The 14,714-nt window shown below is 66.4% G+C and carries 13 protein-coding genes; 5 read left to right on the top strand and 8 right to left on the bottom strand.

The window, feature by feature from the left end; translation table 11 throughout:
• Positions 1–75: 75 nt before the first annotated feature.
• A complete protein-coding gene (gene algB, locus HMPREF2924_RS28500) occupies positions 76–1,425 on the top strand; it encodes a sigma-54-dependent response regulator transcription factor AlgB (RefSeq protein WP_003136427.1) in 1,350 nt (449 codons plus the stop codon).
• A complete protein-coding gene (locus HMPREF2924_RS28505) occupies positions 1,422–3,209 on the top strand; it encodes a KinB sensor domain-containing domain (protein WP_003136430.1) in 1,788 nt (595 codons plus the stop codon). Before algB ends, HMPREF2924_RS28505 begins: the two co-directional genes overlap by 4 nt.
• A 28-nt stretch (positions 3,210–3,237) precedes the next feature.
• Here the strand turns inward: HMPREF2924_RS28505 and ampDh2 are convergent, their stop codons facing one another.
• The 7 genes from ampDh2 to HMPREF2924_RS28540 all read right to left on the bottom strand — a co-directional run bounded on the left by ampDh2 (position 3,238) and on the right by HMPREF2924_RS28540 (position 9,411).
• Complete coding sequence (gene ampDh2 / locus HMPREF2924_RS28510; RefSeq protein ID WP_003136432.1) at positions 3,238–4,017, bottom strand: N-acetylmuramoyl-L-alanine amidase AmpDh2; 780 nt, start codon at positions 4,015–4,017, stop codon at positions 3,238–3,240.
• Between the two features lie 29 nt (positions 4,018–4,046).
• Entirely contained in the window at positions 4,047–4,640 is a 594-nt protein-coding gene (locus HMPREF2924_RS28515) for a MarC family protein (protein WP_003102836.1), read from the bottom strand.
• A gap of 117 nt (positions 4,641–4,757) precedes the next feature.
• Positions 4,758–6,773 (bottom strand): diguanylate cyclase DgcP, encoded by a 2,016-nt coding sequence (gene dgcP / locus HMPREF2924_RS28520; protein WP_003110561.1) that lies wholly within the window; start codon positions 6,771–6,773, stop codon positions 4,758–4,760.
• Positions 6,770–7,648: an endonuclease/exonuclease/phosphatase family protein gene (locus tag HMPREF2924_RS28525; protein ID WP_003096975.1), complete on the bottom strand. Its 879-nt coding sequence runs from the start codon at positions 7,646–7,648 to the stop codon at positions 6,770–6,772. The genes dgcP and HMPREF2924_RS28525 overlap by 4 nt, the downstream gene beginning before the upstream one ends.
• A 15-nt stretch (positions 7,649–7,663) precedes the next feature.
• Positions 7,664–8,299: a thiol:disulfide interchange protein DsbA gene (dsbA, locus tag HMPREF2924_RS28530; protein WP_023124882.1), complete on the bottom strand. Its 636-nt coding sequence runs from the start codon at positions 8,297–8,299 to the stop codon at positions 7,664–7,666.
• A gap of 167 nt (positions 8,300–8,466) precedes the next feature.
• Positions 8,467–9,072: a c-type cytochrome gene (locus HMPREF2924_RS28535; RefSeq protein ID WP_003102831.1), complete on the bottom strand. Its 606-nt coding sequence runs from the start codon at positions 9,070–9,072 to the stop codon at positions 8,467–8,469.
• A 45-nt stretch (positions 9,073–9,117) separates the two neighbouring features.
• Positions 9,118–9,411 (bottom strand): c-type cytochrome, encoded by a 294-nt coding sequence (locus HMPREF2924_RS28540; protein ID WP_003096979.1) that lies wholly within the window; start codon positions 9,409–9,411, stop codon positions 9,118–9,120.
• A 183-nt stretch (positions 9,412–9,594) separates the two neighbouring features.
• Here HMPREF2924_RS28540 and yihA point away from each other — a divergent pair, with 183 nt between their 5' ends.
• The gene (yihA, locus tag HMPREF2924_RS28545) at positions 9,595–10,242 is read left to right on the top strand and encodes a ribosome biogenesis GTP-binding protein YihA/YsxC (protein ID WP_003096980.1); all 648 of its coding nucleotides are present in this window, start codon (positions 9,595–9,597) and stop codon (positions 10,240–10,242) included.
• A 263-nt stretch (positions 10,243–10,505) separates the two neighbouring features.
• On the opposite strand, the gene polA is transcribed toward yihA, so the two are convergent.
• On the bottom strand, positions 10,506–13,247 hold the full coding sequence (gene polA, locus HMPREF2924_RS28550; RefSeq protein WP_003122330.1) for a DNA polymerase I: 2,742 nt from the start codon (positions 13,245–13,247) through the stop codon (positions 10,506–10,508).
• 77 nt (positions 13,248–13,324) lie between these two features.
• On the opposite strand from polA, the gene HMPREF2924_RS28555 reads away from it, so the two are divergent.
• Positions 13,325–13,615, top strand: a complete 291-nt coding sequence (locus HMPREF2924_RS28555; RefSeq protein ID WP_003096984.1) for a DUF2782 domain-containing protein — start codon at positions 13,325–13,327, stop codon at positions 13,613–13,615.
• Between the two features lie 33 nt (positions 13,616–13,648).
• Positions 13,649–14,599 carry a homoserine kinase gene (locus tag HMPREF2924_RS28560; RefSeq protein WP_003110565.1) on the top strand — a complete coding sequence of 317 codons (951 nt, stop codon included), beginning with the start codon at positions 13,649–13,651 and terminating at the stop codon, positions 14,597–14,599.
• Positions 14,600–14,714 lie beyond the last annotated feature (115 nt).

The following is a 14,714-nucleotide window of genomic DNA, read 5'->3' on the forward strand; positions in this document are numbered from 1 at the left end:
CAACTTGCATGGGCTTTCCGGGGACTAACCCAGAAGCCGAATGGCAGTGAATTCCCTAGAGGATAAAAAGCAACGATGGAAACCACTTCCGAAAAACAGGGGCGCATCCTGCTGGTCGATGACGAGTCGGCGATCCTGCGCACTTTCCGTTATTGCCTCGAAGACGAAGGCTACAGCGTGGCCACCGCCAGCAGCGCGCCGCAGGCGGAGGCCCTGTTGCAGCGCCAGGTATTCGACCTGTGCTTCCTCGATCTGCGCCTGGGCGAAGACAACGGGCTCGACGTTCTCGCCCAGATGCGCGTCCAGGCGCCATGGATGCGCGTGGTGATCGTCACCGCGCATTCGGCGGTGGATACCGCGGTCGACGCCATGCAGGCCGGCGCGGTGGATTACCTGGTCAAGCCCTGCAGCCCGGACCAACTGCGCCTGGCCGCCGCCAAGCAACTGGAGGTGCGCCAACTGACCGCGCGCCTGGAGGCCCTGGAGGACGAAGTGCGCCGCCAGGGCGACGGCCTGGAATCGCACAGCCCGGCCATGGCCGCGGTACTGGAGACCGCGCGCCAGGTAGCGGCGACCGACGCCAACATCCTCATCCTCGGCGAATCCGGCTCCGGCAAGGGCGAACTGGCACGCGCCATCCACACCTGGAGCAAACGCGCGAAGAAGCCCCAGGTCACCATCAACTGCCCGTCGCTGACCGCCGAACTGATGGAAAGCGAACTGTTCGGGCACAGTCGCGGCGCCTTCACCGGTGCCACCGAAAGCACCCTGGGCAGGGTCAGCCAGGCTGACGGCGGCACCCTGTTCCTCGACGAGATCGGCGACTTCCCGCTGACCTTGCAACCCAAGCTGCTGCGCTTCATCCAGGACAAGGAATACGAACGCGTCGGCGATCCGGTGACCCGCCGCGCCGACGTACGCATCCTTGCCGCGACCAACCGCGACCTGGGCGCGATGGTCGCCCAGGGCCAGTTCCGCGAGGACCTGCTCTACCGCCTCAACGTGATCGTGCTCAACCTGCCTCCCCTGCGCGAACGCGCCGAGGATATCCTCGGCCTGGCCGAACGTTTCCTCGCCCGCTTCGTCAAGGACTACGGCCGCCCCGCCCGCGGCTTCAGCGAAGCCGCCCGCGAGGCCATGCGGCAATACCCCTGGCCGGGCAACGTACGCGAGCTACGCAACGTGATCGAACGCGCCAGCATCATCTGCAACCAGGAACGGGTGGATGTCGACCACCTCGGTTTCAGCGCTACGCAATCCGCCAGCAGCGCACCGCGGATCGGCGAATCGCTGAGCCTGGAAGACCTGGAGAAAGCCCATATCACGGCGGTGATGGCCTCCAGCGCGACCCTCGACCAGGCCGCCAAGACCCTCGGTATCGATGCCTCGACCCTGTACCGGAAGCGCAAGCAGTACGGCCTATGAGCATGCCGCTGCCGATGAAGCTCCGGACCCGGTTGTTCCTCAGCATTTCCGCGCTGATCACCGTCTCGCTGTTCGGCCTGTTGCTCGGGTTGTTCAGCGTGATGCAGCTCGGCCGCGCCCAGGAACAACGGATGTCGCACCACCACGCGACCATCGAGGTGAGCCAGCAGTTGCGCCAGCTGCTCGGCGACCAGTTGGTCATACTGCTCCGCGAAACCCCCGACGGGCAGGCCCTGGAGCGCTCGCAGAACGATTTCCGACGGGTCCTGGAACAGGGTCGGGCGAATACCGTCGACGGCGCCGAGCAGGCCGCCCTGGATGGCGTTCGCGACGCCTACCTGCAACTGCAGGCGCACACCCCGGCGCTGCTCAAGGCGCCCATGGCCGACAACGACGGCTTCAGCGAAGCCTTCAATACCCTGCGCCTACGCCTGCAGGACCTGCAGCAACTGGCGCTGGCCGGCATCAGCGACGCCGAGACCAGCGCCCGCCACCGAGCCTACCTGGTCGCCGGCCTGCTTGGCCTGGTGGGCGTCGCCATCCTGCTGATCGGTTTCGTCACCGCCCACAGCATCGCCCGGCGCTTCGGCGCACCGATCGAAACCCTGGCGCGGGCGGCGGACAGGATCGGCGAAGGCGATTTCGACGTGACCCTGCCGATGACCAACGTCGCCGAGGTCGGCCAGTTGACCCGGCGTTTCGGCCTGATGGCCGAGGCCCTGCGGCAGTACCGCAAGACCAGCGTCGAAGAGGTGCTTTCCGGCGAGCGGCGCCTGCAGGCGGTACTCGACAGCATCGACGACGGCCTGGTGATCTTCGACAACCAGGGGCGCATCGAACACGCCAACCCGGTCGCGATCCGCCAGCTATTCGTCTCCAACGACCCCCATGGCAAGCGGATCGACGAAATACTCAGCGATGTCGATGTCCAGGAAGCGGTGGAAAAGGCCCTGCTCGGCGAAGTCCAGGACGAGGCGATGCCCGACCTGGTGGTGGACGTCGCCGGCGAGTCGCGCCTGCTGGCCTGGTCGCTGTATCCGGTCACCCATCCCGGCGGGCATAGCGTCGGCGCGGTGCTGGTGGTCCGCGACGTGACCGAGCAGCGCGCCTTCGAACGGGTCCGCAGCGAATTCGTCCTGCGCGCCTCCCACGAACTGCGTACGCCGGTGACCGGCATGCAGATGGCCTTCAGCCTGCTCCGCGAACGCTTGGACTTCCCCGCGGAGTCGCGGGAAGCGGACCTGATCCAGACGGTGGACGAAGAGATGTCGCGGCTGGTCCTGCTGATCAACGACCTGTTGAACTTCTCGCGCTACCAGACCGGCATGCAGAAGCTCGAACTGGCTTCCTGCGACCTCGTCGACCTGCTCACCCAGGCGCAGCAGCGTTTCACTCCCAAGGGCGAGGCCCGCCGGGTCTCGCTGCAACTGGAGCTGGGCGATGAACTGCCGCGCCTGCAGCTCGACCGCCTGCAGATCGAGCGGGTGATCGACAACCTGCTGGAAAACGCCCTGCGCCATAGCAGCGAAGGCGGGCAGATCCACCTGCAGGCCCGGCGCCAGGGCGACCGGGTGCTGATCGCGGTGGAAGACAATGGCGAAGGCATTCCCTTCAGCCAGCAAGGACGGATCTTCGAGCCTTTCGTCCAGGTCGGACGCAAGAAGGGCGGCGCCGGCCTCGGCCTGGCGCTGTGCAAGGAAATCATCCAGCTGCATGGCGGGCGCATCGCGGTGCGCTCGCAACCGGGCCAGGGCGCGCGCTTCTACATGCTGCTGCCGGTGTGACCGCTCCCGGCAGGCTTTTCCACAGGCCTCAGGAAGTCGGCACCGCCAGCAGCAGCGCGGCGGTTTCCAGGTCCGGCTCGCCATCGAAGCGGGCCGGACGGTATTTCATCTGGAAAGCGCCGATGACGTCGCGGGTGTCCTTCTCCAGCTCGCCGGTCTGCGGCACCAGGTAACCGTGCCGCGCCAACTGCTGCTGGAACCAGCGCACATCCGGCAGCTGGCCGTTCAGTTCGGCGAGCCGGCGCGCCAATTCGCCGGGCTTCGGCCAGGGCACCAGGCCGGCGTCGGCGAGGCGCTTCCAGGGGAACAGCGGACCCGGATCGACCTTGCGGCCCGGCGCGATATCGCTGTGTCCGATGATCCGGTCCGGGGTGATGCCGTGGCGCTTGGCGATGTCCTTCAGCAGGGGGATCAGCGCCTGGATCTGCGCTTCGCTGAACGGATACCAGACCCGCCCCTGGGGTGTATCGCGATAGCCCTGGTTGACGATCTCGATGCCGATCGAGGTGGCGTTCAGCCAGGTCCGGCCCTGCCATTCACTGACCCCGGCGTGCCAGGCGCGGCGGTTCTCATCCACCAGGCGGTAGACGGTGGCCGGCTCGTCGTCGCCGATCAGGTAGTGCGCGCTGACGCCACCGTGGGTGAGGATGCCCAGCGAATGCGGCAGATCGGTGGAGGTGTAGTGGAGGATGATGAACTGGACACGGCTGTCCTGGTTCGCCGAGGTGTAGTCGGTATTCAGGCGCGGGCCGCTGGAGCAGCCGGCCAGCAGCGACAGGGTGAAAGCCAGTAGAACGAACGAACGCATGATGACTCCGAAAAAAATGGGCAGCGCGGTCAGGCGGCGATGTGCAACACGCTGCGCAGGTTGTCCAACAGCATATCGACGCTGAGCATGATCAGCAGCATGCCGGCCAGGCGCTCGATGGCGGTCAGCCCGCGCGGGCCGAGGAAACGCTGGAGGAACGCCGCCTGCAGCAGGATCAGCGCAGTAGCGGCCCAGGCCAGCACCACCGCCAGGTAAAGCTCCCACAGCGGACCGTCGAAGGTGGTGCGCAGGGTGATCAGCATCGCCAGCGCCGAGGGCCCGGCCACCGCCGGGGTGGCCAGGGGCACCAGCAGCGGCTCGCCGTCGGGCACTTCGCCGAGCAGCCCTTGGGGCGAGGGGAAGATCAGGCGCATGGCGATCACGAACAGGATGATGCCACCCGCGATCCCGGTCGCCTCGCGGGACAGGCCGAGGCCGCTGAGGATGTGCTCGCCGAGGGTGAGGAAGAGCAGCAGCAGGCCCAGGGCGAAGGCCAGCTCGCGAAACGCCACGCGCAGGCGGCGCCCGGGGGCGACGCCTTTCAGCGCGGCGAGGAACACGGCGATGTTGCCGAAGGGATCGGTGACCAGAAAGATCAGGACGGCGACGCCGAACATATCCATGGGAATTTCCAGAGCGGGACAGCCGGTCATTCTACCGGGCGGGACCATTCTAGCGAGCCGCGGCAACACCTGCAGGCGAGCCCGTCCCGAGTCGCCGGAATGTGCGCTGGTCGCCCTTCAGGCCACTTCCAGGCGGTCCCGGCCGGCGCGCTTGGCTCGATACAGCGCCTGGTCGGCGCGCTCGAAAACCACTTCGCCGGCCTCGTTGCCTTCGAACGCGGTGATGCCGGCGGAACAGGTGATGCTCAGGGGCTCGCCCTTGAAATGGAACGGACAGGCGGCGATCGCCGCGCGCAGCCGTTCGAGTAGTTGCCGGCCGGCTTCCAGGGACGTGGCCGGGAGCAGGACGACGAACTCCTCGCCGCCGAAACGGGCGATGAAATCGGCCTGGCGCAACCGTTTGCGCAATTCGCCGGCAATGATCTTCAGCACCTTGTCCCCGGCCAGGTGGCCGAAGTCGTCGTTGATCCGCTTGAAGTGGTCGATGTCCAGCACCGCCAGCAGCAGATCGCCGCCGTCCCGGTGCCGGCGCGCCACCTCCTGTTCCAGGCGCTCGCTGAGCGCCGCGCGGTTGGGCAGCCCGGTCAGCGGATCGGTCAGGGCTTTCTGTCGCTGGTCCTCCAGGTGGCTGTGGAACGCCTTGGCATCCTGTTCCATGCTGTTGACCCGTTCCATCAGCGCCTGCAGGCGGCCGGACACCTCCTGTTCGTGCTCGGCCTGTTCGCGCTGGTGTTCGTCCATGGAGGCGAGCAGGCCGTTCAGCCGGCTGTCCACCGCCAGCTTGAGGCTGTTCAGGTCGGTCGCCTGCTGCACGCTGGCCTGCAGGCCGCTGACCTGCTCACGCAGCGATTGGTCGAAGCCGCGCGCGTTGTCCAGCACGTCGGTATAGCCGGCGTGGGCGTCGCCCAGGTGGCCGAGGAAGCTTTCCAGGCGCTCGTTGAGTTGCCGCAGGTATTCCTCGAAGTCGCGCTGGCCACTGTCCGCCAGGGACAGCACCAGCACCGCCAGGTCGTCGAGTACCGGCACCAGCTCATACCAGTTCAGGCTGCCATCGATCCGCTCCCGCAGCGCCTCGGCCTGGGGCTGGTGGCTGCTCGGCAGGGACAGGCCGTCGAGCAGCCGCAGCAGGCTGGCCTCGATGTGCGGCGCCACCGCGCTGTAGCCGGGCTCCGGTATCGGCGGCGGCAGTTCGTAGGCCTCGTCTACCGCCTGCCCGTCGAGGTTATCCACAGGGGTGACCGGAGCTTCGGGCGCGCTTTCAACGTCCGCCAGCACTGCGGGCGGCGACTCCGCACCCGCGTCTTCCAGCGTCTCGCTAAAGCTCAGGCCTGCCGGTAGCGGCAGGCTGTCGAGCCAGATTTCCCGAGGCTCATCCAGCAGGATCTGGTTCGGCTCGCCACGCTCGGCGACCCCGACCCAACCCGCTGGCGCGCTTTCGATGGCGGCGACCGTGCGGGCGGGCAACGGCTGCGGCGGACCGCCTGGCGCCTCGTCGTGCTCGGCGACCGGCAGGGACGGCGCGGCCGCCGCCGGTTGGATCGGTGTATTGCTTGCCGCCACAACGGACGGCACCGATGCGCTCGGCTCCGCGGCGGTTTCCGACTCCTTGCCGCCGAACAGGCGTTGCAACAGGCTCGGGCGACCGTCTTCGGCATCGCCGCCCTTGCGCTCGGCCAGCGCCTGGCGTTGCAGCCTGCTCAGCTCGCTGAGCAGGATCGGAATCTCGCGCGACTGCCGGGCGCGCTCCTCGATATCGCGGGCGAACTGCTTCAGCGGCTTGCGCAGTTCCCGCGGCAGGTTCAGGGCCAGCAACTGCTGGGCCAGTTCGCCGAGGGCATCGATGTTCTGCTGGGTGCGTTGCTGGCGGCGTTGTTCGGAGTCGAGCACGGCCTTTTCCAGGCGCGGAATCAGGCCCGACAGGCCGGCGTCCATGTCGTCGCGACGGAGGATCTCGCGCAGCTCCTTCATGCACTGGTCGACCGCCTTGTCGCTGCCTTCGGCCGCCAGACTGCTACGCACCAGGCCGCGACGCAGCAGGTCGATGCGGGCATCCCAGCGCCGTTGCAGGCGCTCCTGCTGCTCGATGTTCTCCAGGTACTTGTCTTTCCAGCGCTGGACGTCGTCGCGACTCATGGCGGACTCCCGGCATCCCCGCGCACGACCAAGGCCTTGTCGCGCAGGTTGTCCGGCAGGCGAATCTCCACCGATACCGGCAGATGGTCGGAGATCGGCTGGTCGAGCACGTCGACCCGCTCGAGAGCGAGATCGGAACTGAGCAGGATATGGTCGAGATTGCGCTGCGGCCGCCAGCTGGGAAACGTCGCCTCGACCTGCGGCGCCATCAGGCCGAGGTCGCGCAGGGGCGAGTTTTCCAGAAGATCGACGGCATGGGTGTTCATGTCGCCCATCAGCACCTGGTGGCGGTAGTCGCCGATCAGCTCGCGGATATAGGCGAGCTGGCGGGTGCGGGTGCGAGCGCCGAGAGCGAGATGCATCATCACTACCACCAGCGCGTCGGCGCCTTCGCCAAAACGCACGAAGATCGCGCCGCGCCCCGGCGGACCGGGCAACGGATGATCTTCCAGCAGGGTCGGCCGCCAGCGGCTGAGCAGGCCGTTGCTGTGCTGGGCGATACGCCCGAGGTTGCGGTTGAGCTGCTGGTACCAGTAGGGGAACGCCCCCAACTGGGCCAGGTGCTCGACCTGGTTGACGTAGCCGGAACGCAGGCTGCCGCCGTCGGCTTCCTGGAGGGCGACGAGATCGTAGTCGGCGAGCAGTTCGCCGATCCGCTTCAGGTTGGTCGCCCGCCCCGCGTGGGGCAGCAGGTGCTGCCAACCGCGGGTCAGGTAGTGGCGGTAGCGCTCGGTGCTGATACCGACCTGGATGTTGAAGCTGAGAAGGCGCAGGCGGCCGTCGTCGGGCAACTCCCGCGAATCGTCACAGGAGGGGTTCACTCGCGGGTCGCAGCTGCCTGCGACCCGAGGTTCACGCTGCCAGCGGCGCAACATGCCGAATCACCTTGCCTACTTCTTGGCCGCTGCGCGCTCTTTCTCGATCAGGTAGTCGGCCAGCTTGAGGGTTTCCTCCGGACCACCGGCGGAGCCGATGTCGAAGCGGTATTTGCCATTGACCACCATGGTCGGTACGCCGGTGACCTGGTAGGCCATCGCCAGCTTCTTGGCCTTTTCCATCTGGCCCTTGATGGCAAAGGAATTATAGGTGCTCAGGAATTTTTCCTTGTCCACGCCCTTGCCGGCGAGGAAATCGGCCATTTCTTCCGGAGTGGCGAGCTTCTTGTGCTCCTTGTGGATCGCCTCGAACACGGCGTTGTGTACGTCATGCTCGACACCCATGCTTTCCAGGGTCAGGAACATCTGCCCATGGACGTTCCAGATACCGCCGAACAGGGCAGGCAGGCGCACGAAAAGGACATCTGCCGGCAGCTTCTCGCTCCACGGCACGATGGTCGGCTCGAACGCGTAGCAATGCGGGCAGCCATACCAGAACAGTTCCACCACTTCGATCTTGCCCGGCTGGGACACCGGCACCGGGCTGCTCAGCTCGACGTATTCCTTGCCGGCGGTATAGTCGTCGGCCTGGGCGGCCATGCCGAACAGGCTGGCCATGGCCAGCATGGCGGTGAGAATCAGGTTACGCATCGTTCACTCCTAGGCGAGGTCAGTGCCGCTCTCCGGCCGGGTTCGGCCCGGTCAGTTCGACCGGGGGGAGCGGTCACGGGTTCCAGCATTGTAGCGATGGCGGACGCAAAAAAGGGCAGCCGAGGCCACCCTTTTTCATACATCTTTTTTGCCGTGCTACGCAGCGATCAGTGCAGACCCTGGATGTAGCTGGAAATCGCGGCGATGTCCTTGTTCGACAGCTTGGCGGCGATGGACTGCATGATCTTGGTGTCGCCGTCGTTGGTGCGGGTGCCTTCGCGGAAGTCGGTCAGCTGCTTGGCCACGTAGGTCGCGTGCTGGCCGCCCAGGTGCGGGAAACCGGCGGTTGCGATGCCGACGCCGCTCGGGGAATGGCAACCGGTGCAGGCCGGCATGCCTTCGGCGATCTTGCCGCCGCGGAACAGCGCTTCGCCCTGGGCCACCAGGTTCGGATCGGCCATGCCGACGCTCATCTTCTGGCTGGCGAAGTAGGCGGCGATGTCGGCCAGGTCCTGGTCGCTGAGGTTGGTCAGCAGGCCGGTCATTTCCAGCACGGTACGCTTGCCGTCCTTGATGTCATGCATCTGCTTGAGCAGGTAACGCTCGCCCTGGCCGGCCAGTTTCGGGAAGTTCGGCGCCGGGCTGTTGCCATCCGCACCGTGACAGGCGCCGCATACCGCGGCTTTCGCCTGGCCCGCGGCGGCATCGCCAGCGGCATGGGCAAGGCCGGTCAGACCCAGGGTCAACAGCAGACTCACGAGAAGTTTGTTCATCAGCTAATCCAATTACGGCTAAGGGTGAAAGATAGTGGGCTTCGGCTACTTCTTCACCATCCACTGGATGGTTGCCTGGTAGTCTTCGGCACTGCAGTCGGTGCACAGGCCGCGGGGCGGCATGGCGTTGAATCCGTTGGTCACATGCTGGACCAGGGTCGGCATGCCCTTGGCCAGCCGCGGCTCCCAGGCGGCATGGTCGCCCTTTTTCGGCGCCATCGGCAGCTGGCCGTCGTGACACGCGCCACAGGTCCGGTTGAACACTGCTTCCGGGTCCTGCGCCGCCTGCGCCGTAACGGCCACCGCAACGACTGTCGCTGCGAGCAGCAGTTTCTTCATGATCGTCCTCATCAGGGGGAACGCCCGCGTTCTACCGCGCGGAAAATGCTCTGTCCGTTCCCGCGCGCGCTCGACCCTGGGGGATAAAGCGCACACAAAATCCGCGGCATTATATACTTCCGATACCGAAACGGAAACGAAACAGCCCCCCGCGACACCGAGTCGCACCCCTGTGGATAACCCATGTCAGAGAAGAACCCCATCGTCGGCCTGTGCCAGAAGGCCAGCTTTCTCATCAGTGCCGCCCAGGTCGACCAGTGCCCCCCCGACGAAGGCCTGGAAGTCGCTTTCGCCGGGCGCTCCAATGCCGGCAAGTCGAGCGCGCTGAACACCCTCACCCACGCCAACCTGGCGCGCACCTCGAAAACCCCGGGACGTACCCAACTGCTCAATTTCTTCGCCCTGGACGACTCGCGGCGCCTGGTGGACCTGCCCGGCTACGGCTACGCGAAGGTGCCGATCCCCCTGAAGCAGCACTGGCAGCGCCACCTGGAAGCCTACCTGAGCAGCCGCGCAAGCCTGGCCGGGGTGTTCCTGATGATGGACATCCGCCATCCGCTCACCGACTTCGACCGACTGATGCTGGATTGGGCACAGGCCAGCCAGCTGCCGATCCATGTGCTGATGACCAAGGCCGACAAGCTGGCCTTCGGCGCGGCCAAGAACGCCCTGCTCAAGGTACGCCGGGAAGTCCAGCAAGGCTGGGGCGACGTCGCCACCCTGCAACTGTTCTCCGCGCCCAAGCGCCAGGGCGTCGACGAGGCGCAAATGGTCCTGGCGCAATGGCTGGGCCTGCTGGACGAGGAACAAGAGGCGTTCGAGGAAGCCTGAATTCCAGGCAAAAAAAACCCCGAGCTTCGTATGGGGAGGGGGAAGTTCGGGGTTCAAGTCCGGACCGCTAGGGCGGGGTCCAGGAATCTGCCAACACTAAACACTGCAAAGGAGCATCGAAGGGCTCAAGAAGCCATTCGTGTGTTCTGACTGTCGGCAAAACGGGAAAGTTCAGCGCACCGCGAAAAACTTTTCCACGGCACCCTCACCGGGCACTCCGGACCTGCTCGCAAGGCCCGCCACACGGGCCTCGCAACCGTTCATCAGTGGGCTTCGTCCCAGTTCGAACCGACACCCGCCTCGACCACCAGCGGTACGTCCAGGGTCGCCGCACCGCTCATCAACGGGCGGATTCCCTCGCGCACCTGCTCGACCAGGTCCTCGCGCACTTCCAGCACCAGTTCGTCGTGCACCTGGAGGATCACCCGGGCATCGAGGCCGCTTTCCTGCAGCCAGTTATCCACAGCGACCATGGCGCGCTTCATGATGTCCGCCGCGGTGCCCTGCATCGGCGCGTTGATCGCGGTGCGCTCGGCGGCCTTGCGCATGGCACCGTTCTTCGAATGGATCTCCGGCAGGTACAGGCGACGGCCGAACAGGGTTTCGACGAAGCCCTGCTCCGCGGCCTGGGCGCGGGTCCGTTCCATGTACGCCAGGACGCCGGGGTAGCGGGCGAAGTAACGGTCGATGTAGGCCTGGGCCTCCTTGCGCTCGACGCCGATCTGCTTGGCCAGGCCGAAGGCGCTCATGCCGTAGATCAATCCGAAGTTGATCGCCTTGGCGCTGCGTCGCTGGTCGCCGCTGACGTCTTCCAGCGGCACGCCGAAGACTTCCGCCGCGGTGGCGCGGTGTACGTCCAGGTCGTGGCGGAAGGCATCCAGCAGGCCGTCGTCCTTGGCCAGGTGGGCCATGATCCGCAGCTCGATCTGCGAGTAGTCCGCGGCCAATAGCTTGTAGCCCTGCGGCGCGACGAACGCCTGGCGGATGCGCCGGCCCTCCGCGGTGCGGATCGGGATGTTCTGCAGGTTCGGGTCGCTCGACGACAGCCGCCCGGTAGCCGCCACCGCCTGGTGGTATGAGGTATGGATGCGCCCGGTGCGCGGGTTGATCTGCTCGGGCAGGCGGTCGGTGTAGGTGCTCTTGAGCTTGCTCATGGAGCGGTACTGCATGATCACCTTGGGCAGCTCGAAGTCCTGCTCGGCCAGTTCGGCGAGCACCGCCTCGGCGGTGGACGGCTGGCCGGTCGCGGTCTTGCTCAGCACCGGCAGGCCGAGCTTGTCGTAGAGGATCGCGCCGAGCTGCTTGGGCGAGCCGAGGTTGAATTCCTGCCCCGCCAGGTCGTATGCCTGGCGCTCCAGGGCGACCATCTTCTCGCCCAGTTCGCGGCTCTGGATGCCCAGCAGGTTGGCGTCGACCAGCGCGCCGTTGCGCTCGATCCGCGCCAGCACCGGTACCAGCGGCATCTCGATGTCGGTCAGGACCCTGGCCAGGGACGGGATCGCCTCCAGCTTCTGCCACAGGGCCTGGTGCAGGCGCAGGGTCACGTCGGCGTCCTCCGCCGCATAGGGCCCGGCCTGTTCGATGGCGATCTGGTCGAAGGTCAGTTGCTTGGCGCCCTTGCCGGCGATGTCCTCGAAACGGATGGTGCTGTGGCCGAGGTACTTCAGGGCCAGGCTGTCCATGTCGTGGCGAGTGGCGGTGGAGTCCAGCACATAGGACTCGAGCATGGTGTCGTAGGCTACGCCCCGCAGCGCGATGGGGGTGCTGGCATTGGCCAGGACATTGATGTCGTACTTGGCATGCTGGCCGACCTTGAGCTTCTTCGGATCCTCCAGCAGCGGTTTCAACGCACGCAGCACCGCGTCACGGTCCAGTTGCTCGGGAACGCCCATGTAGCTGTGGGCCAGCGGCACGTAGGCGGCCTCGCCCTCCTTCACGGCGAAGGACACCCCCACCACCTGCGCCTGCTGGGCGTCGATGCTGGTGGTCTCGGTATCGAAGGCGATCAGCTCGGCCTCCTCCAGCTTCTTCAGCCAGGCGTCGAACCCGGCCTGGTCGAGCACCACGTCGTAGTCGACCTCGGCCTGGATAGGCGTTTCCGCCTCGCCGTTCTCGCCGGCCTCCTTGGCCTCGCGCAGGAGGTCGTCCAGCCAGTTCTTGAACTCCAGCTCGCGGTACAGGGCGATCAGCGCTTCGCGCTGCGGCTCGCCGGGATACAGCTTGTCGATCTCCACGTCCAGTTCGACGTCGGTCTTGATGGTCGCCAACTGATAGGACAGGAACGCCTGCTCGCGATTTTCCTCGAGCTTCGCCGGCAAACCCTTGGCGCCGCGGATCGGTAGCTCGGGCACCTTGTCCAGGCTGGCGTAGAGCACCTCCAGGCCGCCACCGACGCCGGTCAGCAGGCCCAGCGCGGTTTTCTCGCCGACGCCGGGAACGCCGGGGATGTTGTCGACCTTGTCGCCCATCAGGGCGAGGAAATCGATGATCAGCTCAGGACCGACGCCGAATTTCTCTTTCACGCCATCCACGTCGAGGCGGCTACCGGTCATGGTGTTGACCAGCGTAATGTGCCCGTCGACCAGTTGCGCCATGTCCTTGTCGCCGGTGGAAATCACCACCGGGCGGTCAGCCGCGGCGCTGCTGCGCGCCAGGGTGCCGATCACGTCGTCGGCCTCGACCCCCTCCACGCACAGCAGCGGCAGGCCGAGGGCGCGGACGCTGGCATGCAGCGGCTCGACCTGGACCCGCAGGTCGTCGGGCATCGACGGCCGGTTGGCCTTGTACTCGGCGAACAGCTCGTCGCGGAAGGTCGGGCCCTTGGCGTCGAAGACCACCGCGAACGGGCTGTCCGGGTACTGCTTGCGCAGGCTCAGGAGCATGTTCAGCACGCCCTTCACCGCACCGGTGGGCTTGCCGGTCGAGGTGGTCAGCGGCGGCAGGGCATGGAAGGCGCGGTACAGGTACGAGGAACCGTCCACCAGGACGAGGGGCGCTTGGCTCATGAGGGGAATCAACCTTTTCCGGAGACCAGGGCGTGTAGAATGAACCCTGGACGATTCGATAAAGGAGCAAGGTTACCATGCGTACGCTGAACCGCTTGATGCTCGCCGGACTGCTGGCGTTCGCCCCGCTCGTCGCGATGGCGGCGGACGACGACGCGCCCTCCGGCGAGCCCGACGTAACCATCCGCCAGGAGGGCGACAAGACCATCCAGGAATACCGCGTGAATGGCTTCCTCTACGCCATCAAGGTGGTTCCCAAGCATGGCAAACCCTATTTCCTGGTCCGCGCCGACGGCAGCGATGGCAACTTCATTCGCTCCGACCAGCCGGACAAGCTGATTCCACAATGGGAGATCTTCAGCTGGTGATGTGCACTTCCAACCTGGCGAGGCCGCGCTGACATGTCGGTGTTCACCCCACTCGAACGCTCGACCCTGGAAGCCTTCCTCGCCCCCTACGACCTGGGCCGCCTGCGGGATTTCCGTGGCATCGCCGAAGGCTCCGAGAACAGCAACTTCTTCGTCAGCCTGGAACACGGCGAGTTCGTCCTGACCCTGGTCGAGCGCGGCCCGGTGCAGGACCTGCCGTTCTTCATCGAACTGCTCGACGTGCTCCACGAGGACGGCCTGCCGGTGCCCTACGCCCTGCGCACCCGCGACGGCGAGGCCCTGCGCCGTCTCGAAGGCAAGCCGGCGCTGCTGCAACCGCGCCTGGCCGGCCGCCACGAGCGGCAGCCGAACGCCCACCACTGCCAGGAAGTGGGCGATCTGCTCGGCCACCTTCACGCCGCCACCCGCGGGCGCATCCTCGAACGCCCCAGCGACCGTGGTCTGCCCTGGATGCTGGAACAAGGTGCCAACCTCGCCCCGCGACTACCGGAACAGGCCCGCGCCCTGCTCGCCCCGGCCCTGGCGGAGATCGCCGCGCTGGATGCCGAGCGCCCTGCGCTGCCGCGCGCCAACCTGCATGCCGACCTGTTCCGCGACAACGTGCTGTTCGACGGCCCGCACCTGGCCGGTCTGATCGACTTCTACAACGCCTGCTCCGGCTGGATGCTCTACGACCTGGCGATCACCCTGAACGACTGGTGCTCCAATGCCGACGGCAGCCTGGACCCGGCCCGCGCCCGCGCCCTGCTCGCCGCCTACGCCAACCGCCGGCCGTTCACCGCGCTGGAAGCCGAGCACTGGCCGAGCATGCTGCGGGTTGCCTGCGTGCGCTTCTGGCTGTCGCGACTGATCGCCGCCGAGGCGTTCGCCGGACAGGACGTGCTGATCCATGATCCGGCGGAGTTCGAGATGCGCCTGGCGCAACGGCAGAACGTGGAGATTCATTTGCCGTTTGCGTTATAGGCAGGAACCGCAGGAGTACGGCCGTCCTGCGGCCGCTCGCCCTTCAAAACCCATGCGGTTTGGCGTCTTGGGTGAAGCCGAGTTGACATCCTGTCGAGGCCTCGTCGTTCAGCCC

The organism is Pseudomonas sp. HMSC063H08 (assembly GCF_001813645.1).
Classification (GTDB): domain Bacteria; phylum Pseudomonadota; class Gammaproteobacteria; order Pseudomonadales; family Pseudomonadaceae; genus Pseudomonas; species Pseudomonas aeruginosa.